The organism is Streptomyces roseochromogenus subsp. oscitans DS 12.976 (assembly GCF_000497445.1).
GTDB classification, from domain to species: domain Bacteria; phylum Actinomycetota; class Actinomycetes; order Streptomycetales; family Streptomycetaceae; genus Streptomyces; species Streptomyces oscitans.
Window position 1 is genome coordinate 628,759 of the sequence record NZ_CM002285.1, and the last position, 19,101, is coordinate 647,859.

Consider the following 19,101-nt stretch of genomic DNA (forward strand, 5'->3'; position numbering starts at 1 on the left):
GCCGGCCGGGTGACGAGCCTCAGCGCATGGCCTCCCGCACCGGCACGGCCTCGAAGGGCGGGGCAGGACCCGCTCGAAGGAGGGTTGTCGTCGGTGAGGCGGGGCACCCGGGCGCTCGCCTTCGCCGGCTCGTGTACGGATGTGGCACGACTGGCTCCGGAAGGCTGTCAACAGGTCTGATCCACACCGTCGGCGGAACTGTCGGCGCCGACGGGGAAGTTGATATGCGAAGCTTTGGCCAACCGTGTGCGGGACCAGGCCGTGACGGTCGGGGAGAGGAGCCCAGCGTGACTCAGGACGGTGGCCAGGCCGTGCACATCGACACCAGCAAGCCACATCCCGCGCGGATCTACGACTACCTCCTGGGCGGCAAGGACTACTACGAGGTTGACCAGCAGGCGGGCGATCAGCTGGCCGCGGCGGCACCTGAGGTGTGGATCTCCGTGCGGGCCAATCGCGCCTTCCTGCACCGCGCGGTGCGGTACGTCATCGACAGCGGCGTCCGCCAGATCCTCGACATCGGCACCGGACTGCCCACCTCGCCGAACGTGCACGAGGTCGCCCAGGAGCTGGCTCCGGACGTGCGCGTCGCCTATGTCGACAACGATCCGATCGTGAAGGCACACGCCGACGCGCTGCTCAGCCGGGTCGGCACGACCAGCGTCGTCCTCGCCGACCTGCGCGATCCGCAGTCCATCATCGATCATCCCGAGGTCCGCGGGATCATCGACTTCGGCCGGCCGGTCGCCCTGTTCCTCGTCGCCATCCTCCACTTCATCCGCGACGCGGACGAACCCGAGCGGATCGTGGCCACCCTGCGCGACGCGCTCCCGGCCGGCAGCTTCCTGGTGCTCTCGCACGCGACGGGCGACTTCGCCGACGACCGCAGCGAGGCCGAGGCCGTCTACAACGGCGCGACCGCCACCATGAACCTTCGCTCCCGCGACCGGGTCGAGCGGCTCTTCGACGGGTTCGACCTGGTCGAGCCCGGCCTGGCCCAGGTTCCGTTCTGGCGCCCGGACAGCACGCCCGCGCCCGGCTCCGCCGAGATCGGCTTCTACGGCGGCGTGGCCCGCAAGAACGCCTGAATCCGGGACTTCGACGGCCACAGCACCGCGCCCTGCGCGTCCCCCCTCCGGGCCGGGATCGCGCAGGGCGCGGTGTTTCACGTCGGCCGCCCCCTTGACCGACCCCCTGGCGACGCCTCCATACTGTCGGCCAAATCGATTTGGCCACATCGGTTTGGCCGCCGTCCACGGCCGGATCGTCGAGGCCTGAGCCGAGCGAGCCGAACGGAGCCCGCGCGTGTCCAGTCCCGTACATCCCGTCGACCCCGCCCCCGTACCCCCCGACGACCCCGCTGCAGTGCACCCCGTCGACGAGTCCCGCCCCCTGGGGCGGATCCTGCTCTTCGGCGTGCAGCACGTCCTCGTCATGGCGGCGACCCCGATCTCCGCGATATTCCTCATGAGCGCCACCCTGCGCCTCAGCCCCGGCCTCACTGTCGATCTGCTCTCGGCAGCCCTGCTGCTGTCCGGGATCGGCTCGCTCGTGCAGTCCCTCGGTCCCTGGAAGTTCGGGCCACGGCTGCCGTTCGTGATGCTGCCGGGCGGTGCGCCGCTCGTCCTGTTCCTGTCGATCGCGCAGCAGCACGGGCTGCGCACGGCGACCGGCGCGGTGCTGCTCACCGCCGCGTTCACCTTCCTGGTGCTGCCGCTGTTCGCACGCCTGCTGAGGTTCTTTCCGCCGCTGGTCATCGGCACGATGATCGTGATCGTCGGGATCAACCTCGTGAAGGTCGGCGCGCTGCTGGTCACCGGGCAGCCCGGCACGCCGGGCTTCGCCGATCCGGCCCGGCTGGCGCTGGCCTTCGCCACCATCGCCCTGATCGTCGTCTTCACCCGGCTGCTGCGCGGGGTCCTGCGGCAACTCGCCGTGCTGCTCGGCCTCGTGGCCGGCACGGCCCTCGCCTACGCGCTCGGCCAGGTCCGCCTGGGCTCCGCGCTCTCGGGCCAACTCATCGGTCTGCCCAGGCCGTTGCCGTTCGGCGCACCGGTCTTCGACCTGCTCGCCGCGCTGCCGCTGATGCTGTACAGCCTCGCGTCCATGGCGGAGGCGACCGGGCAGACCGTCATCAACGCGGAGGCGGTCGGCAAGGACATCGACGTCCGCACCGACGTGCCCCGCACGGTGCGCGGGGACGCGCTGACCTCACTGCTCGGGGGCTGCTTCGGGCTGCCGCTGATGGTGACCAGCGGGGAGAACATCGGCATCGTCCGGGTCACCGGCGTGCGCAGTCGGTATGTCACGGCCGCCGCAGGCGTCGTCCTCGTCGTCCTCGGCTTTCTCACACCGGTCGCACGGGCGATCAGCGTGATGCCGCCGGCCGTGGTCGGGGGCGCCGCGATGGTCGTGTTCGCGGTGATCACCGTGCTCGGCGTGCAGATGCTCGGCCGGGCCCGGCTGGAGGACCACACGGCCACGGTGACCTGCGCGGTCGCCCTCGCCCTCGGGCTGCTGCCGATCCTGGTCCCCGGTGTGTACTCCGGTTTCCCGTCCGGCGTGCGGATCCTGCTGGAGAGCGGGGTGGCCGTGGGTGCCTTCGTCGCCGCCGGGCTCAACGTCGTCTTCCACCACCTGGGCCGGCGTGCGGCGGACACCGCCGGCGCGGTACCGGCCGAGGCGCCGGGTCCGGCCGCGCGTGCCTGACCTCCCCACCCCCTCTCGATCAACGGAGAAGCATGACCGACCTGCCCCCCGACCTGCTCCGCGGCGACGCGCTGCTGCTGGTCCCCGACGTGACACTGACCCCGGAAGGCCCGCAGGAGCGGCATGCGGTGCTGGTGCGGGACGGTGTGTTCCGCGCTGTCGGCCCGGTCGAGCGGATCGTCCGTACGGACCCTTCGCTGACCCCCGTCCGGCTGCCCGGGCATGCTCTGATGCCAGGATTCGTCGATGCCCATCACCATCTGACGCAGAGCTTCGGCGGCGCCCTGGCCTTCGGGGAGCCGTCGGAGATCTTCCGCCGGGTGTGGGTGCCGCTGGAGCGCGCGCTGGACGAGGAGTCGGCGTACGTCGCCGCGAAACTGGCCGCGTTGGAGTCGCTGCGGGGCGGATTCACCACGGTCGCCGAGTCGGGGACCCGAGCCACGGTGGACGTGGACGTGGTGGCCTCGGCCGCGCGTGACGCGGGGATCCGCTGCGTGCTGGGGCTCGTCTGCAACGACGCCCCGGACGGCACCGGTCAGGACACGGATCCAGGGACCGTACTGCGCGCCGCCGAGCAGCACTTGGCAGGCTACGGTGGTGACGGACTGATCCATCCCGCGCTGGCGGTGTCCGTGCCGGAGGCCGCGACGGCGCACACACTGGCGGCGACGGCGCGGCTCGCCGCCGAGGCGGGCACGGTCGTACAGATCCATGTGAACGAACACCTCGTCGCCGTCGAGCGTTCCCTGGTCCGGCACGGGTTGCGCCCCCTGGAGTATCTGCACCAAGTGGGCGCGCTGGGCCCGCAGTTGCTGGCCGCGCACGCGACGCTGCTCACCCCGGCCGAGGTCACGCTGCTCGCGGACAGCGGCGCGGCCGTGAGCTACAACCCCGTCGCCAGCGCGTGGAAGGGCAACGCCGTCGCCCCCGCGACCGCCTTCGCCGAGCGTGGCATCCGGTTCGGGCTGGGCACCGACGGGACACGCGGGGACGGCTTCCGGCTCGCGGACGCGGCGGAGTTCGCTCAGCGACTCACCTACGGCCTGGCCAGCGGCGATTCCTCCTGCGGCGCCGGCTGGACGTGGTGGGAGCGAGCCACGGCGGGCGGCGCGGACGCGGTCGGCCTCGGCCCGCGCACGGGACGGATCACACCCGGTTGCGCCGCGGACTTCCTCCTGGTGGACATCGGCGGGCCGGAGATGCAGCCGTCCTGGGACCTTCCCTGGGAGCTGGTCCGCCGCGGCAACCGGGACCAGCTCACCGCCGTGTTCGTCGCCGGCCGGCTACGACTGTGGCACGGCTGGCCACCGGACTGGGACGGACCGGCCCTGGTCCGGCGCGCCGCCGACCTGGCCCCCCGCGTGGTACGGCGCGCCGGGGTGACTCGGGCCCACCCGACGTCGGTCACGGCACGCCGGCGAGCGGCGACACCGCACGCCTCTTGGGACACAACCGCGCCCAGCCTCGGCGGTCGGCCATGAGCGGCGGCACGCTCGCCGTGCTGGCGTTGACCGTCGCGGCGGCCGCGTTCGTGCAGGGGGTCAGCGGGCTCGGGTTCGCACTGATCGTCGCGCCGGTCGCGGGACTGCTCGATCCAGGGCTGCTGCCCGTGTTCGTGCTGACCGCGATGATCCCGCTCAACCTGTACGTCGCCTGGCGTGAGCGGCACAGTCTCGATCTGCGCGGCGCCCGATGGATCACGGCGGCGCGGCTGACGGCGACACCGGCGGGGCTGGCGCTGCTGTGGGCGATCCCACAGGGCGCTCTGGGGGCGGTCGTCGGCGCGGCGACGGTCCTGGCGGCCGTGGTGAGCCTGGTCGTACCGTCGTTCGTGCCGGGGCGCGCCGCCTATGTGGGCGCCGGTGTCGTCACTGGGCTGACCGAGACCGCGACCGGCGTGGGCGGCCCGCCCCTCGCGCTCGTCTACCAGCACCGGCCGCCCGGCGAGCTGCGGGCCACGGTCGCCGCCTGCTTCCTGGTGGGCGAAGTCGCCTCTCTCGCCCTGCTGTTCGTGACCGGGCGGGGTCATCCCGCGGACATGGGCTGGGCACTCCTGCTGCTGCCCGCGCTTGCTTCGGGGGCCTGGCTGAGCCGGCTCGTGCACCGACGGGTCGACGCGAGGAAGATGCGCGCCTTCGTCCTCGTCTTCGCCCTGGTGTCGGGCGTGGTGCTGATGGCGGGGACCTGACCTGCCACGCGCCTGACGAGTGCGGTCAGTCCCGCTCGGCAAACGGCGCACGGCGCAGAGACGAGGCGCGCGGGACGAGCAACGGCTCGGCAGCGGGCACCTCTCCCCCACACTCCGCAGCCCCAGCCACACCGGTGGCAGGTCGCGCGCCCAGCCGGGCGAGCAGCAGCTCCACCGCGTCCGAGGCGGCCCGCTCCAGCCCCAAGTCGACTGCGGTGAGCGGCGGTTCACAGGTCCGGGCGCGCAGCCCGTCGTACCGGGTGACGACCATGACGTCGTCGGGGATACGGCGTCCCGCCGCCCGCAGCGCGCGTACGGCGCCGACGGCGAAGGCGTCGACGAGCACGCACAGCGCGTCGATGCCGGGGTGCTGGGCGAGCAGAGCGGCACAGCTGTCGTATCCCGCCTGCTCGCCGCCGTTCTCCGGGGCGGTGACGACGATCGGCGGCCAGCCGTGTGCGGCGGCGGCGCGTTCATAGGCCGCGCGGGCGTCGACCGAGGAGTGGCGGGTGCCGGCGCCGATGACGAGCGCCGGGCTGCGGGCGCCCTGGTCGCGCAGATGCTCCAGGAGCAGGTCGACCACGCTGCCGCCGTGCAGGTCCACGTAGGGGGCGTCGTCCTCGGGGGCGGTGGGCCGGCCCAGGGCGACGTACGGCAGTCCGCGCTCGCGCAGTTGGGCCACCGCCGCGTCGTGTGCCTCGGGCTCGACCACGATCGCGCCGTCGATGTCGACGGAGTACAGCGCGGATCCGGACTGCACGGGCGGGATCAGCACCAGGGCGTAGCCGTGCACGAGGGCCCGCTCGGCCGCGGCGGCGGCCACCTCCATGTAGAAGCCGAGCCGCGAGGGGCCGCCGGCCACCGCGAACGGCATCGAGGAGGCGAGCGCGATGGCCTTGGCCTCGCCCCGGCGCAGCCGCTGGGCGCGCAGGTTGGGCCGGTAACCCAGTTCGGCGGCGATCTTCTTGATGCGTTCGCGGGTCCGCGGGTCGACCTTGCCGATGCCGTTGAGCGCGTGGGACACCGTGGTCCGCGACACCGACGCCGCCGCGGCGACGTCGGCGATCGTGGGCCGGCGGGCGCCATGGGACGTGGTCATGGGCCCATCTTCGCAACCTCCGCCGCTCCGGGCCACCACCCCTCTGCGCCGTATGCCGTGGGGTCGGCTCCCATCGGATCCGTGACGGAGACACGCGCTGTCGCCGAGGAAGCGGGCGGAGCCGGCACCTGTACGGGGGGGTGCGGGTGCTGATGAGCTCGGTGCCGCCGTGGTTCTCGGCGCCGAAGCCGCCGGCCGCCCTCGCCTTCGCCCGCGCCGGGGAACTCGGCCGCTGAGCCCGGACGACCTCGTGCGGGCGGGGACGCGATCAGCGTCCGGTATCTGTGGAACCACACCGCACCGCTCCCAGCCGGGCCCGTCGCGGCGGGGCCCGCGTCGCCCGGTTCGGCGTCGGCCAGGGCTACCCCGGTGCCCGTGTGGCCGGGTCGTTCGGTGAGGCGGCCGTCGCTGCCGAGATTGTCCGCACCGGCCGACTCCACCGCGGCCTGGCGGCTACTGCGTGAGGAGACCTGTGCCGCCCTGGTCCGCGACCAGCACCCCGAAGGAGCCGTCGACGAGGCCATGGGCGTGCCCGTGCGGTGGGGGCTGGGGCTGATGCTGGACACGTCGACTTCGGCCGGCGCTGTTCGCCGCGCACCTTCGGCCCCACCGGCGGCAGCGCGGGCGTGGTCCCGTCGGATCCGGACGCCGGAGTGACGATCGCCGCCCGTTTCGACGGCAACGCACCCCTCGTCGACCACATCCGCCGTCGACCGCGTTCCGCCGTGACCACGCGTTGTGCACGGCCGTGTACACGGACCTGGGCCTGGCCGGGCCGAAGGACGAGGGACGCGACCACGGGGCTCCCGTACTCGGCGTCATCTGCGGTCGTCGTCAACGCTTGGTGAGCCTCGCGCGTTGGTGCGACGCTGGGGGGAGAGGTCTGCGACGAGGGGATTCCAGGAGGGCCGATGGGACGCGATGTCCCGGCGCTGGTCTTCACCCGCGAGGACCGCCGCCGGTACCGGATCAAGATGCACGAGTGCCTCGAGGCACTGGCGCAGATGCTGCGCGATGCACGGTTCGAGTCCGAGCGGCCGCAGGTCGGCCTGGAGATCGAGCTGAACCTGGTCGGTGACGACGCGGAGCCGGCGATGCGCAACACCGATGCGCTGCAGGCGATCTCCGACCCGGCCTGGTCCACCGAGCTGGGCCGGTTCAACCTGGAGATCAACGTCCCGCCCCGGCGGCTGATCGCGGGCGGTCCCGACGCATGGGAGTCGGAGATCCGCGCCGCGCTGAACCACGCCGAGGAGCGGGCCCGGTCGATCGGTACCCGGCTGATCACGATCGGGATCCTGCCCACCCTGCGCCAGGAGGACATCGGCGCCGAGAGCCTGTCGGAGAACCCCCGCTACCAGTTGCTCAACGACCAGATCTTCGCGGCCCGCGGCGAGGACCTGCGCATCGAGATCGACGGCGTGGACCGGCTGCGCACCTACGCGGACACCATCACCCCGGAGGCCGCGTGCACCAGCACGCAGTTCCATCTCCAGGTCTCTCCCGAGGAGTTCGCCGGCTACTGGAACGCGGCGCAGGCCATCGCCGGGGTCCAGGTGGCGCTGGCGGCGAACGCGCCGTTCCTGTTCGGCAAGGAGCTGTGGCACGAGACCCGCATCCCGCTGTTCGAACAGGCCACGGACACCCGGCCGGAGGAGATCAAGGTGCAGGGGGTACGGCCCCGGGTGTGGTTCGGGGAGCGGTGGATCAACAGCGTCTTCGACCTCTTCGAGGAGAACCTGCGCTACTTCCCGGCCCTCCTCCCGCTCTGCGACGAGCAGGACCCGGCGGAGACACTGGACCGCGGCGACATTCCCCAACTCGGCGAACTCACCCTGCACAACGGCACGATCTACCGCTGGAACCGCCCGGTGTACGCCGTCTCCCACGACATGCCGCACATCCGGGTGGAGAACCGGGTGCTGCCCGCCGGCCCGACCGTCGCCGACACCCTGGCCAACGGCGCCTTCTACTACGGGCTGACCCGGGCCCTGGTGGAGGAGGACCGGCCGGTGTGGTCGCGGATGTCGTTCTCGGCGGCCGAGGACAATCTGCACACCGCCGCCCGCCACGGCATCGAGGCCCTGCTGTACTGGCCCGGGATGGGTGAGGTGCCGGTGCCGGAACTGGTGCTGCGGCGGCTGCTGCCGCTGGCGCACCGGGGCCTTGAGCAGTCCGGGATGGACGAGGCCTGGCGGGAGCCGTTGCTCGGCGTCATCGAGCAGCGCTGTGTGACGGCCCGCAACGGCGCCGTGTGGCAGAAGGAGATGTTCCACCGCCTGAACGACACCACACACACCGGCCGTCACGAGGCGCTGCGCCGGATGACCCAGCTGTACATCGACTACATGCATCTCAACGCCCCGGCCCACACCTGGCCGGTGGACTGATCCGGTTCAGCCGCGCCCGCTCAGCAGGTTCACCGCGCGGTCGAAGGCCGAGTCCCGCATCTTCGCGAACTCCTCCTTCGTGAAGACGGGTTCGATCAGCTGCGGCGGGATGCCCGTACCGTCGAAGGTGCCTTCGGTGCGGGTCAGATACTCCTCGTCCGGCAGGCCGAAGACCAGGCCGTCGGGCAGGTAGCGGTCCATCACGTCCGAGAAGACGCCCTGGGTGGGCTGCCCGATCCGCACGGTCCGCCCGGGCCGGTGGGAGTGGACTTCGGCATGTGGATCTCCGTAGTGATCGGAGACCCAGGTGTCAACGATGAACGTCAGTTTTAGAGCGATCCGGACGCCGAGGGAGTCGTGGCCGCCACCGTTGACGCGCAGGTCGATGACGAGCCCCTGGAGCCGCTCGGTACGGCCCGGGGTGAGGACGGTGTTCAACGCCCGGTCGAGTTCGGCCTGTTCGGCGGTGTACGGCGCGTGCTCGCCGGCATAGCCGCCGAATCCGGAGATGCGCAGATAGCCGAGGTCGCCCGGCAGGTCGGCGTAGGTGATCCGGCCCGAGCCGAAGTCCTGGCGGTGGGAGGCGTCGTTGAGGTCACGGGCCTCGATGAACTTCTTGACCGAGGCGTCCAGTCCCGGACCCGGCATGTGGGTGCCGGGGCGGACCTGGCCGGAGCGACGGTCGGGGTAGTTCTCCTCGAAGGTCTGCCAGAAGACGTCGAAGGCGCTGCGCGGGTCGGTGGCGGCCGGGCGGGCGCAGCCGGCGGGCAGGGCGTTCAGGCGGTGCAGCCTGCGGTGGCCCACCGAGCTGTCCGCGGCGAGCAGCGCGTGATCGCGGTCGTGCCCGGTCCGTACGGTCAGCACCGATCCGTCCGTCGTCGCGTAGGTGCCGGGACCGGTCTGCGGCGAGGTGTCGCCCTTCACGCAGCTGACGGACGTGGTCTGGTATTCCTGCAGCGCTCCCCCGCCGAGGACCAGGACGGTGCCGTAGCCGTCCATCCGCCACACCCCGTCGGTATCGGGCGGTCCGGCCTGCGAGGCCGCCGCGGCCGGTACGGCGTCGGCGGCGAGAGACAGGGCGGCGACGGTGGCCGTGAGCGTGCGCACGAGCGTGTCCTTCCGGCGAGTGTCCGGGGGACACCACCGTCGCGGACCCGCCTGCCCGTCACCATCCGGCGAGCCCGTGCGTCGGTACGGGGGACAACCCCCGCACCCTCACCCGGACCGGGTCACGCCGTTCAGCGCAACGCGCCGCACGGACAGCTTGCGGTGGCTGATCCGCCAGCCGTCGGGGGTGCGTACGAGGGTGTCGTCGTAGGTGGCGGAACCGCAGGAGCCGTCCGCCATCACCCCGAGCCCCTTGGACCGGGCCCGCGCCCGGCCGTCCGCCGACTCCAGCACCACCACGTTGGTGACGTGGTGCGCGACGGGATTCCCGGCGCCCAGCGTCAGCGCCGCCTCCCGGATGGCGGCCACCCCGACCAGCGGGTCCTGGCCGAATTCGGTCAGGTCGTAGACGACGTCCGGGGTGAACAGCTCGTCCAGCCGGTCGAGTTGTCCGTCGTCCACGAGATGGCCGTGCATCGAGATCAACTCGGTGATGGCGAAACGGTCTTCGAGGGTGAGTGCCATGCGCCTCCTTGGGGCTGGAGACGGCGTCCCCGCAACCCCTAACGCTCCACGCCGGGGCACGGCGGTGCGTCCGGCAGGTGGAGCTTAGCCCAGTCGCCCAGCTCGCGGAACGCAGGCTCCAGGGCGGCGCCGGCCTCGGTCAGCCGGTAGGAGACGCGCAGCGGTGGGCCCTCGTCGACCTCGCGGAGCACGAGTCCGGCCGCGCCGAGTTCCGCGAGCCGGTCGGAGAGCATGCGCTCGCTGATGCCGGGGATGGCCCGGCGCAGGTCGGCGAAGTGCACGGGCTGTTCCACCAGCACGGCCACGATGGGCCCGCTCCAGCGCTTTCCGAGCAGCTGAAAGACGCGGGTGATGCCCTCGTCCACCCGCTTGCACGCCGCACTGTCGTGGGTCACGTCCGCCGCCATGCGCTCAGGGTACTACCTCACCGTAGGGGGATGAAAAAAAGTAAGGCCCTGTGTTAGAGATAGTCGAGTACGAAATTGCAGCCCTTGGCGCTCCGCCGTCGGGCTGCGCTATCCCTTGTCCCCCTTTTGTCCTTTCCCCTTTCGGAGTCACCATGGCCACCCTGCTGCACATCGACTCGTCAGTGTTCCCGACCGAGGCCTCGGCCTCGCGCACCGTGACGGAGGCCTTCCGCACGCACTGGCAGGAACAGCACCCCGACGGCACCGTCGTCCACCGCGACCTGGCGGCGCAGCCCGTGCCGCACATCACCGCCGCCGCGCACACCGCCGGCTTCGCCGACCCGGCGTCGCACACACCCGAGCAGGCCGCCGCCTTCGCCGAGCGCGTCCGGCTGATCGAGGAGCTGGAGCAGGCCGACGCGGTGCTGATCGGCGCCCCGATGTACAACTACTCGATCCCCTCGACCCTCAAGGCCTGGCTGGACAACGTGATCCTCTTGGGCCGCACTGCGGGCGAGACCCGTTCCGCCAAGGGCACTCCGGTGACCGTGGTCGCCAGCCGGGGCGGCGCGTACGGGCCGGGCACCCCGCGCGAGGGATACGAGTACGTGCAGAACTACCTCACGGCCGTCCTCGCCGACGGCCTCGGCCTGGACGTCGACTTCATCGTCCCGGAGCTGACCATGGCCCCGCAGAACCCGGCGATGTCCGAGCTGGTCCCGCTGTACGAGGCCTCCCGCGACCGCGCCCTGCGGGAGGCCGCCGTGAAGGCCAAGCAGCTCGCCGAGCGCCTCGCGGCCTGACCGTACCGCCCCAACGCGGCCCGGGCGCCGCCGACTTGTGCTCGGCGCCCGGACCTCGTCACGTCAATACGTGAAGACCGTACTGACCAGCGCGACATGGACGGCGGTACCGGCCAGAATGCTCAGCGGGGCGTTACGACGCCACAGGTGCACGCCGACGGTGACGGCCAGGGCCGCCAGCGGGGCCAGCACGGCGGTGTGGGTGAGCGGAAGGCCGCGCAGGCAGTACGCGACGAGGATCACCATGATCCCGGCGGGCATCCGGGGCTGGAGGTACTGCACGGTCCGGCTTGCCCGCAGTGGCCCGAGCGCGGTGAAAGGGAGGGCACGCAGCGCCCAGGTGACGGCGCCCGAGACGAGGACCGCGGCGACGAGGTAGGTCGCGTCAGGCATGGCGCACCCTTCCTCGGGTGGTCAGGTGGCGGGCCAGGAGCCCGGCCGTGAACAGGGCGAAGGCGGCGATCAGCAGACTGCCCGGGAAAAGCAGCCGGGCGGTGAGCGCGCTCAGCAGGGCGAGCAGCGGCGTGGGCAGATCGCCCGGCCGGTCGCGGACGGCATCGAGCGCCAGCACGGTGAACAGGGCCGTGAGCGCGAAGTCCAGACCGGTGACTCCGGCGGGGACGAGCGAGCCGAGCAGCGCTCCCGCGGTGGCTCCGCCGACCCAGTACAGGTGCAGGAAGAGCTGCAGCCGCCGGATGCGACGCCCGGACCAGGAGCGGGCCTGCTCCCCGGCGGTCAGCGCGTAGGCCTCGTCACACAGTGCGAAGGTGCTGTACGCCCTCCCGAGCGGCCCCTTCACCCGGTGCAGCGGGAAGGACAGCGCGTAGAAGACGTGCCGGACGTTCACCAGGAACGCGGAGACGGCGACCGAGGCCAGCGGCACGGCGGCGGTGACCATGCCGATCAGCAGGAACTCGAAGGACCCGCCGTAGATCAGCGCGCTGGACAGGGTCGCCCACCACCAGGCGACTCCCGCGTGGGCGACGAGCACGCCGAAGGCGATGCCGAGCGGGACGAAGGCCAGCCCCACGGAGGCGGAGTCCGCGAAGGCGGCCCACGTGTCGGACGGCGTCCGGGACGGCGGCGCGGCGGACCCGGTCGGTGCCGGGCCGCCGGCAACGGCGGGAGGTATACACATAGCGACATTTTAGGAAGAATCGCTTGGCATATGGTTGCCAATAGTGTCCGTAGAATGGCACGGTGCGCAATGAAATGAACCTGGACGCCATCGACCGGGACATTCTGTTTCATCTCTGCCGTGACGGCCGGCTGACCAACGTCGAGCTGGCCCAGCGGGTGGGCCTGACCCCACCGCCGTGTCTGCGCCGGGTCAAGCGGCTGGAGGAGGCCGGGGTCATCACCGGATACCGGGCGGTGGTGGATCCCGTGGCGCTCGGCCGGGGGCTGGAAGTCCTGATCGACGTGGAGGTCAGCGCCAACGACCGCACGACCTTCCTGGAGTTCGAGGACATCGTGGCCGGATACGACGAGGTCATCGAGTTCCGGCGCATGTACGGCCGCCCCGACTATTTCCTCCGCGTGGCCGTCGCCGACCATGCCGCGTACGAGGCCTTCCTGGTGGACAAGTTGAGCGGTCTGCCCTGTGTGCTGCGGATCGACTCCCATCTGACGATGAAGACGATCAAGACCGGCCCGTGAGCGGGCGGCCATCCCGGTGTACGGTGCAACGACCCGCACCAACGCTCCCCGTCCCTGTCCACCGTGGTACGCCGTGACGAGAGGCACCCGTTGACCGCCAGCTACTTCGAGCGCATCGACCGGCATCGCTTCAAGCCCACCCCGCATGCGAGCGGCGCGTGGGACACCGACGAGCAGCACTTCAGCCCGCTCGCCGGACTCGTGGTCCACGCGATCGACCAGTACCGCGCCGAGCGCCCGCCGACCGGACTGCTGCTGTCCAGGATCAGCTACGACATCCTGGGTCGCCTCGCCCTGGACGAGTGCGAGATCCAGGTGGAGTCGATCCGGCCCGGCCGCACCATCGAACTGCTCGAAGCGGTCGTACGCATCGCGGACCGGCCGGTGGTCCGGGCCCGTGCCTGGCTGCTCACCGAGGTGGACACCAGCGCCGTGGCCGGCGGCGCCGAGGAACGTCTCACCCCTCCGGAGGGACTCGCCGGTCAGTCGCTGGGCTCGGTCTGGCCAGGCGGCCACTGCGCGTCCGTCGACGTCCGGCCGGTCGGACCCGCCCAGCCGGGGCGCGCCACGGCCTGGATCTCCACGGACCTCGACCTCGTCGCCGGCGAGCCGAGCAGCCCGCTCGCCTCCTATGTCGCCCTGATCGACACGGCCAACGGCATCGCCGTACGCCGGCCGCCGACCGAGTGGATGTTCCCCAACGTCGACCTGACGATCCATCTGCACCGGCAACCGGCGGGCCGCTGGGTCGGCCTGGACACCACCGTCGTCTTCGGCCCCACCGGCCTCGGCCTCACGAGCAGCATTCTGCACGACGTCCACGGCCCGGTCGGCCAGGCCCAACAGGCCCTCACGGTACGCCCGTTGCCCGGCAGGTGACCCCGGCCGGCGGCATCAGCGACGACCGCCGAGCGCATCCGGCCACCGCGGGAGGCGCGGTGCGGGCGTGCCCTAGCCGTCCCGGGCAGCCTCGGCCCGGTCGTCCGCGGCTCGCACCTCGTCTGCCCTGCCCTCCGTGCGCGTCGCTCCCACCGACGCCAGGGCCACTGCCGCCACCCCCGCCCACTGGGGCGCGGCGAGGTGCTGGCTCAGGAGGAGCAGGCCGATCAGGGCGCCGATCGCCGGTTCCAGACTGGTGAGGATGCCGAATACGCGGGGCGTGAGCCGGCGCAGCGCTTCCAGTTGGAAGGTGTACGGCAGGACGCTGGAGAGCAGGGCGACCGCCGTGGCCACGGCGAGGGTGTCCGGGTCCAGAAGGCGGGTGCCCGCCTGTGTGATGCCGTAGGGAAGGCTGAGCAGTGCGGCCCAGGTGACGGCGAGGGCGAGGCCGCGGCCGTCGGGGACGCGTTCGGCGAGCCGTTTGCCGACCAGGATGTAGCCTCCCCAGCAACAACCGGCGAGGGTCGCGCATGCGATGCCCGTGGCGTCGAGGGCCGTACCGGAGTGGCTGAGCAGGAGGACTCCGGTCGCGGCCAGGGCCGCCCAGAGCAGGTCGGGGGCGCGGCGCGAGCCGCACAGGGCGATGGCGAAGGGACCGAGGAACTCCAGGGTGGTGGCGGCGCCCAACGGCAGCCGGGAGACCGCCTCGTAGTACGCGAGGTGGTGCACGGCGAGCAGGGTGCCGGCGGCGGCCGCGATGCCGAGGGTGACCCGGTCGCCGCGGAGCCGGGGCCGCCACAGCGCGGTGAGGGCGAGCGCGGCGATGGCCAGCCGCAGGGTCACCACGCCCGCCGGACCCACGGCGGGGTAGAGACGGGTCGTCAGCGCGGCCCCGCCCTGCAGGCCGAGGATCCCGCCGAGGACGAGCCCCGGGGCCGGCACGGCGCCGAGTCCCCGGCTCAGGGCGAGGGTCGCGCGTGCGCGAGGAGTCAGGTGCTGACTGATGGTTATCGGGCTCCTTGTGCGACTGCCCCGCAGCCTAGGCGGCGGCCCCATGATGATCAACGGTGGGGGCGGGGGGCACGGTGGTCGGGGTACGGCTTAGCGTGCTGTCATGCGCGTCGACTACTCCCCCGATTCCATGCCGACCGGTGCCTTCTACCGTCTGCTCACGGCCGTCGTCGTACCCCGGCCGATCGCCTGGATCTCGACTCTCGCGCCGGACGGTGAAACGGCGAACCTGGCCCCGCACTCGTTCTTCACCGTGGCCTGCACCGCTCCCCCCGTCGTCCAGTTCACGTCGGTGGGCCGGAAGGACTCGCTGCGCAATGTCGAGGAGACCGGCGAGTTCGTCGTCAACTTCGCCCCGGAGCCGCTCTTCGCCGAGATCAACGCGACCGCGACCGACTTCCCGCGCGACCAGGGCGAGTTCGAGGTGGTGGGCATCGAGCGGGAGCCGTCGTCGCGGGTGCGGCCGCCGCGGGTGGCGGCGTCTCCGGTCGCCCTGGAGTGCACGCTGCACTCGACGCTGCGCCTCGGTGACTCGACGGTGGTGTTCGGCCGGGTCGTGCACGCCGCCGTCCGCGAGGACGTGCTGATGGACGGCCGGCCCGACATCGGCCGACTGCGGCCGCTGTCCCGGCTGGGCGGGAACGAGTGGGGCACGGTGGGCGAGGTCCGCGAGCTGGCCCGGGTGCCGTACCGGGACCGGACCCGCGACTGAGCCGCCCGGCCTCTCCCGCTCCCGCCGCTGAGCCCCACAAGCCCAGGCCGGCACCGGCACGAGGGGCGCGCCCCGGCACGGCACCGGGCGCACGCCGTCGTGCACGCCGGGCCGGGCCGTGCCGAGCAGTTCGCCGAAGTCCCGGCTTTTGGCCTGTTGCCGCTGATCCCGGTCTACGTCGCCCCGCGGCTGTCGGCGGACACGGCGACGTCTAGTCGGGTGTGACACGCTGTAGGGCGGACGAAACCGGGGGCGCGAGCACGGGGCGGCGCATGAGTACGGGCGGGCGCATGAGCACACTGGGGGGTGTATGAGCACAGGGGGACGCTTGAGCTCAAGGGGTGCCGCAGGCCCGGCGCGGGCGCTGCGTGCGGCGTACGAGGCGGCGTCGGCGGCCGTCGCGGGCCTCGGTGACGAGGAGTCGTGGCTGCCGACCGGCTGTACCGGGTGGGCGGTCCGCGACCTCGTCTTCCACTGCCTGGGGGACGCCCAGCGGGCTCTGGTGGCCCTGCACACGCCGGCGCGGGAACCGGTGGACCGGGACGCGGTGACGTACTGGCAGGACTGGCGGCCGGACACCACGGGGGCGGCGAACGGCCGGCGCTGGGTGCGGGTGAACGCCAGCATGTTCCTCGACTTCGGCCAGTTGCGGGGCCTGTATCTGGAGACGCTGGCGGCGGCCGTGCACGCGGCGGAAGCCACCGACCCCGCACAGCACGTCGGCACCCAGGGGCATGTGCTGACGGCAGGGGATCTGCTGACCACCCTCGCCGTGGAGGCGACCGTCCACCACCTCGACCTGACCGTGCGGCTCCCGCACCCACCGGGACCCGCGCCGGAGGGACTGACCGCGGTGCGGGCCACGCTGGACGGTCTGCTCGGCCGGCCCGCACTGCCGGAGTGGAGTGACGCGCACTACGCGCGCGTGGGCACCGGCCGGGCCACGCTCACCGAGGCCGAACGGACCGCGCTGGGCGCGGCGGCGGACCGCTTCCCGCTGTTCGGCTGAGGCACCGGCTCCCGTCCGGGACGGCCGTCAACTCCGGCCGATGTCCAGCCGGTTGACTCCCCCATGAACGGGCAAAAGGCTGCTCCCACACCTTGACCGCAGTTTGGTCCAGACCAATTATGGCCTAGACCAATAGCCCCGGCCGGGCCGCACAGCGCGCCATCCCGCACGACACCCGCTCGCACGCCTGTCGTTCGTTCGCTACCGGGAGTACCCGATGACACGTCCGAGACCCGTACGCGCCCTGCTCGCAGGCCTGGCCACGCTGGCCGCCTCCACAGGGCTCGCCCTGGGGGCCGGAGGCACCGCACACGCGGCGACCTCACTGCCCACGCACGTCTTCGCGCCCTACTTCGAGGCCTACAACGGCGACAGCCCTGCCGCGCTCTCGCAGGCCTCCGGCGCCAAGTACCTGACCATGGCCTTCCTGCAGGCCGACAAGAAGGGCTCCTGCACCCCGTACTGGAACGGTGACACCAGCAAGCCCGTCAGCTCCTCGGTCTTCGGCGCCGACTTCACCACCATCCGCTCGCGCGGCGGCGACGTGATCCCCTCCCTCGGCGGCTACGGTGCCGACAACGCGGGCACCGAGATCGCCGACAGCTGCACGAATGTGGACTCCATCGCCGCGGCCTACGAGAAGATCATCACCACGTACGACGTCTCCCGGCTCGACATGGACGTCGAGGACAACTCCCTCACGGACACCGCCGGCATCGACCGCCGCAACCAGGCCATCAAGAAGGTCCAGGACTGGGCCGCCGCGAACGGGCGCTCGGTGCAGTTCTCGTACACCCTGCCGACCACGACGACCGGGCTCGCCGACAGCGGCCTCGCCGTGCTGCGCAGCGCGAAGAGCGCGGGCGCCAAGGTCGACGTCGTCAACATCATGACGTTCGACTACTACGACGGCGCCACCCACCACATGGCAACCGACACCGAGACGGCCGCGAGCGGACTGCACGACCAACTCGCCGCGCTGTACCCGAATCTGTCAGACAGTCAGCTGTGGAACATGGTCGGCGTCACCGAGATGCCCGGTGTGGACGACTACGGCCCGGCGGAGACGTTCACCACGGCCGACGCGACGACCGTGTACGACTGGGCGGTCTCGAAGGGCATCAACACCCTCTCCTTCTGGGCCCTGCAGCGCGACAACGGCGGCTGCCCCGGCGGCAGCGCCTCCGACACCTGTTCGGGCATCGCCCAGGACACCTGGTACTTCACCCACACCTTCGCGCCCTTCACCGGCGGTACGACGACCCCGCCGGCCAACGACTTCTCGGTGTCCCTGTCCCCCGCCACCGCCTCGGTCGACCCTGGCGCCACCGCGACGGCGACGGTGAGGACGTCCGTGACCTCCGGCGCCGCCCAGTCCGTCGATCTGGCGGTGAGCGGCGCGCCGAGCGGAGTGACCGCCTCGCTGAGCCCGTCGTCGGTCACCGCGGGCGGCACCTCCACACTCACCGTGAAGACCGCCGCCGCCACGACACCCGGCACCTACACCCTGACCGTCACCGGCACGGCGGGCTCGACCCGGCACAGCTCCACGCTCACCCTGACGGTCAACGGATCCGGCGGCACGGCCACCCTCGCCAACGGCGACTTCGAGACCGGCTCGCTCGCGCCGTGGACCTGCGACACCGGGGCCTCCGTGGTCTCCTCCCCCGCGCACGGCGGCTCGCACGCGCTGAAGACCGCACCCTCCGACTCACAGCCGGGCCAGTGCGCGCAGACCCTGACGCTGAAGCCCAACGCCTCCTACACACTGAGCGGTTGGGTGCAGGGCCCGTACGCCTACCTCGGCGTCAGTGGCGGCGCCACGGCCAGTACCTGGACCTCGTCCTCGTCATGGTCGAAGCTCACGGTGCCGTTCACGACCGGCTCCTCGGGCACGGTCACGGTGTATGTGCACGGCTGGTACGGCCAGGGGGCGGTGTACGCCGACGACCTGAGTGTGAGCTGAGACTGCCTGATCCTGATCCGACCCACCGCTCCGCCCGGCCCCGCTCGGTGATCACCGGCGGGGCCGATCCATGCCCCCGCTGGCCCCCCGGCTGCCCGATCCGGCGGCTCGGAGCCGTCTTCCATAGGCTGAAGGGACCCTCAGCGACTCCGAGGGGGCCGCGCAGACAGGAGACGGTCGTGATCGAACTGGCCGCGGCGTTCGCCGTCGCGGGAGCGGCGAGCAACGCCGTGGGCACCGCCTTCCAGCGCAAGGCCGCGTCCGCCAGCAGCCGCGGCGGGCTCCGGCTGCTCGCCGAGCTGGTGCGCCGGCCGCTCTGGGCGATCGGGATGTGCGGGGTCGTCTGCGCCGCGCTGTTCCAGAGCCTGGCCCTGGTCAACGGGCCGCTCGCGCTGGTCCAGCCGCTGTTCATCCTGGAGCTGCCCTTCGCGCTGCTTGTCGCCGCCCCGCTGATGCACAGGCGGCTGCCTCGCTCGGGCTGGTGGGGTGTCGGCGGCTGTGTGCTGGGCCTGGCGGTGCTCCTGATCGCCGCCGCCCCGCACGGAGCCGTGCACCACGCCCCGCTCACCCGCTGGATCCCGGCCCTGTGCCTGTGCCTCGGCGGGATGGCCGCGGCCGTACTGCTGGCCGGCCGGGG

The 19,101-nt window shown here is 72.1% G+C and carries 19 protein-coding genes; 12 read left to right on the plus strand and 7 right to left on the minus strand.

The annotated features are described in order from the left end of the window. Window positions 1-287: 287 nt before the first annotated feature. The 4 genes from M878_RS53110 (at window position 288) to M878_RS53125 (ending at window position 4,897) form a co-directional block, all read left to right on the plus strand. Window positions 288-1,088 carry an SAM-dependent methyltransferase gene (locus M878_RS53110; RefSeq protein WP_023544613.1) on the plus strand — a complete coding sequence of 267 codons (801 nt, stop codon included), beginning with the start codon at window positions 288-290 and terminating at the stop codon, window positions 1,086-1,088. A gap of 217 nt (window positions 1,089-1,305) precedes the next feature. Next, complete coding sequence (locus M878_RS53115) at window positions 1,306-2,709, plus strand: uracil-xanthine permease family protein (RefSeq protein ID WP_051430057.1); 1,404 nt, start codon at window positions 1,306-1,308, stop codon at window positions 2,707-2,709. Between the two features lie 32 nt (window positions 2,710-2,741). Continuing rightward, a complete protein-coding gene (locus tag M878_RS53120) occupies window positions 2,742-4,190 on the plus strand; it encodes an amidohydrolase family protein (RefSeq protein ID WP_023544615.1) in 1,449 nt (482 codons plus the stop codon). Further along, window positions 4,187-4,897 carry a sulfite exporter TauE/SafE family protein gene (locus M878_RS53125; protein WP_023544616.1) on the plus strand — a complete coding sequence of 237 codons (711 nt, stop codon included), beginning with the start codon at window positions 4,187-4,189 and terminating at the stop codon, window positions 4,895-4,897. Before M878_RS53120 ends, M878_RS53125 begins: the two co-directional genes overlap by 4 nt. A 25-nt stretch (window positions 4,898-4,922) precedes the next feature. Here the strand turns inward: M878_RS53125 and M878_RS53130 are convergent, their stop codons facing one another. Further along, window positions 4,923-5,996 carry a substrate-binding domain-containing protein gene (locus tag M878_RS53130; protein ID WP_023544617.1) on the minus strand — a complete coding sequence of 358 codons (1,074 nt, stop codon included), beginning with the start codon at window positions 5,994-5,996 and terminating at the stop codon, window positions 4,923-4,925. A gap of 911 nt (window positions 5,997-6,907) precedes the next feature. On the opposite strand from M878_RS53130, the gene M878_RS53135 reads away from it, so the two are divergent. Beyond that, a complete protein-coding gene (locus tag M878_RS53135; protein WP_023544619.1) occupies window positions 6,908-8,386 on the plus strand; it encodes a glutamate-cysteine ligase family protein in 1,479 nt (492 codons plus the stop codon). A gap of 6 nt (window positions 8,387-8,392) precedes the next feature. Here M878_RS53135 and M878_RS53140 read toward each other — a convergent pair whose 3' ends face one another. The 3 genes from M878_RS53140 to M878_RS53150 all read right to left on the minus strand — a co-directional run bounded on the left by M878_RS53140 (window position 8,393) and on the right by M878_RS53150 (window position 10,425). After that, window positions 8,393-9,493, minus strand: a complete 1,101-nt coding sequence (locus tag M878_RS53140; protein WP_023544620.1) for a S41 family peptidase — start codon at window positions 9,491-9,493, stop codon at window positions 8,393-8,395. A 108-nt stretch (window positions 9,494-9,601) separates the two neighbouring features. After that, on the minus strand, window positions 9,602-10,018 hold the full coding sequence (locus M878_RS53145) for a nuclear transport factor 2 family protein (protein ID WP_023544621.1): 417 nt from the start codon (window positions 10,016-10,018) through the stop codon (window positions 9,602-9,604). A gap of 38 nt (window positions 10,019-10,056) precedes the next feature. Beyond that, the gene (locus M878_RS53150; RefSeq protein WP_023544622.1) at window positions 10,057-10,425 is read right to left on the minus strand and encodes a winged helix-turn-helix transcriptional regulator; all 369 of its coding nucleotides are present in this window, start codon (window positions 10,423-10,425) and stop codon (window positions 10,057-10,059) included. A 152-nt stretch (window positions 10,426-10,577) separates the two neighbouring features. Here M878_RS53150 and M878_RS53155 point away from each other — a divergent pair, with 152 nt between their 5' ends. Beyond that, complete coding sequence (locus M878_RS53155) at window positions 10,578-11,228, plus strand: FMN-dependent NADH-azoreductase (RefSeq protein ID WP_023544623.1); 651 nt, start codon at window positions 10,578-10,580, stop codon at window positions 11,226-11,228. A gap of 63 nt (window positions 11,229-11,291) precedes the next feature. On the opposite strand, the gene M878_RS53160 is transcribed toward M878_RS53155, so the two are convergent. Both M878_RS53160 and M878_RS53165 read right to left on the minus strand, forming a co-directional pair. Then, complete coding sequence (locus tag M878_RS53160; RefSeq protein ID WP_023544624.1) at window positions 11,292-11,621, minus strand: branched-chain amino acid transporter permease; 330 nt, start codon at window positions 11,619-11,621, stop codon at window positions 11,292-11,294. After that, window positions 11,614-12,366, minus strand: a complete 753-nt coding sequence (locus tag M878_RS53165) for an AzlC family ABC transporter permease (RefSeq protein ID WP_023544625.1) — start codon at window positions 12,364-12,366, stop codon at window positions 11,614-11,616. Before M878_RS53165 ends, M878_RS53160 begins: the two co-directional genes overlap by 8 nt. A gap of 74 nt (window positions 12,367-12,440) precedes the next feature. On the opposite strand from M878_RS53165, the gene M878_RS53170 reads away from it, so the two are divergent. Next, complete coding sequence (locus M878_RS53170) at window positions 12,441-12,887, plus strand: Lrp/AsnC family transcriptional regulator (protein ID WP_023544626.1); 447 nt, start codon at window positions 12,441-12,443, stop codon at window positions 12,885-12,887. Between the two features lie 90 nt (window positions 12,888-12,977). Further along, the gene (locus tag M878_RS53175) at window positions 12,978-13,766 is read left to right on the plus strand and encodes a thioesterase family protein (protein WP_023544627.1); all 789 of its coding nucleotides are present in this window, start codon (window positions 12,978-12,980) and stop codon (window positions 13,764-13,766) included. A gap of 72 nt (window positions 13,767-13,838) precedes the next feature. Here M878_RS53175 and M878_RS53180 read toward each other — a convergent pair whose 3' ends face one another. Beyond that, window positions 13,839-14,708: an EamA family transporter gene (locus tag M878_RS53180; protein ID WP_023544628.1), complete on the minus strand. Its 870-nt coding sequence runs from the start codon at window positions 14,706-14,708 to the stop codon at window positions 13,839-13,841. A 172-nt stretch (window positions 14,709-14,880) separates the two neighbouring features. On the opposite strand from M878_RS53180, the gene M878_RS53185 reads away from it, so the two are divergent. From M878_RS53185 to M878_RS53200, 4 genes are all read left to right on the plus strand, one after another. Beyond that, complete coding sequence (locus tag M878_RS53185) at window positions 14,881-15,489, plus strand: flavin reductase family protein (protein WP_023544629.1); 609 nt, start codon at window positions 14,881-14,883, stop codon at window positions 15,487-15,489. 328 nt (window positions 15,490-15,817) lie between these two features. Next, window positions 15,818-16,498, plus strand: coding sequence for a maleylpyruvate isomerase N-terminal domain-containing protein (locus tag M878_RS53190; protein WP_023544630.1), 681 nt, complete (start codon window positions 15,818-15,820; stop codon window positions 16,496-16,498). Between the two features lie 217 nt (window positions 16,499-16,715). Beyond that, window positions 16,716-18,464, plus strand: a complete 1,749-nt coding sequence (locus M878_RS53195) for a carbohydrate binding domain-containing protein (protein ID WP_023544631.1) — start codon at window positions 16,716-16,718, stop codon at window positions 18,462-18,464. A 179-nt stretch (window positions 18,465-18,643) separates the two neighbouring features. After that, window positions 18,644-19,101: DMT family protein (locus M878_RS53200; protein ID WP_023544632.1), on the plus strand; the 458-nt coding region annotated here is incomplete at its 3' end.

Coding starts and splice junctions, on each gene's coding strand:
- M878_RS53120 (WP_023544615.1), top strand. CDS start 2,742: ATGACCGACCTGCCCCCCGACCTGCTCCGCGGCGACGCGCTGCTGCTG.
- M878_RS53125 (WP_023544616.1), top strand. CDS start 4,187: ATGAGCGGCGGCACGCTCGCCGTGCTGGCGTTGACCGTCGCGGCGGCC.
- M878_RS53130 (WP_023544617.1), bottom strand. CDS start 5,996: ATGACCACGTCCCATGGCGCCCGCCGGCCCACGATCGCCGACGTCGCC.
- M878_RS53135 (WP_023544619.1), top strand. CDS start 6,908: ATGGGACGCGATGTCCCGGCGCTGGTCTTCACCCGCGAGGACCGCCGC.
- M878_RS53145 (WP_023544621.1), bottom strand. CDS start 10,018: ATGGCACTCACCCTCGAAGACCGTTTCGCCATCACCGAGTTGATCTCG.
- M878_RS53150 (WP_023544622.1), bottom strand. CDS start 10,425: ATGGCGGCGGACGTGACCCACGACAGTGCGGCGTGCAAGCGGGTGGAC.
- M878_RS53155 (WP_023544623.1), top strand. CDS start 10,578: ATGGCCACCCTGCTGCACATCGACTCGTCAGTGTTCCCGACCGAGGCC.
- M878_RS53160 (WP_023544624.1), bottom strand. CDS start 11,621: ATGCCTGACGCGACCTACCTCGTCGCCGCGGTCCTCGTCTCGGGCGCC.
- M878_RS53165 (WP_023544625.1), bottom strand. CDS start 12,366: ATGTGTATACCTCCCGCCGTTGCCGGCGGCCCGGCACCGACCGGGTCC.
- M878_RS53170 (WP_023544626.1), top strand. CDS start 12,441: ATGAACCTGGACGCCATCGACCGGGACATTCTGTTTCATCTCTGCCGT.
- M878_RS53185 (WP_023544629.1), top strand. CDS start 14,881: ATGCGCGTCGACTACTCCCCCGATTCCATGCCGACCGGTGCCTTCTAC.
- M878_RS53195 (WP_023544631.1), top strand. CDS start 16,716: ATGACACGTCCGAGACCCGTACGCGCCCTGCTCGCAGGCCTGGCCACG.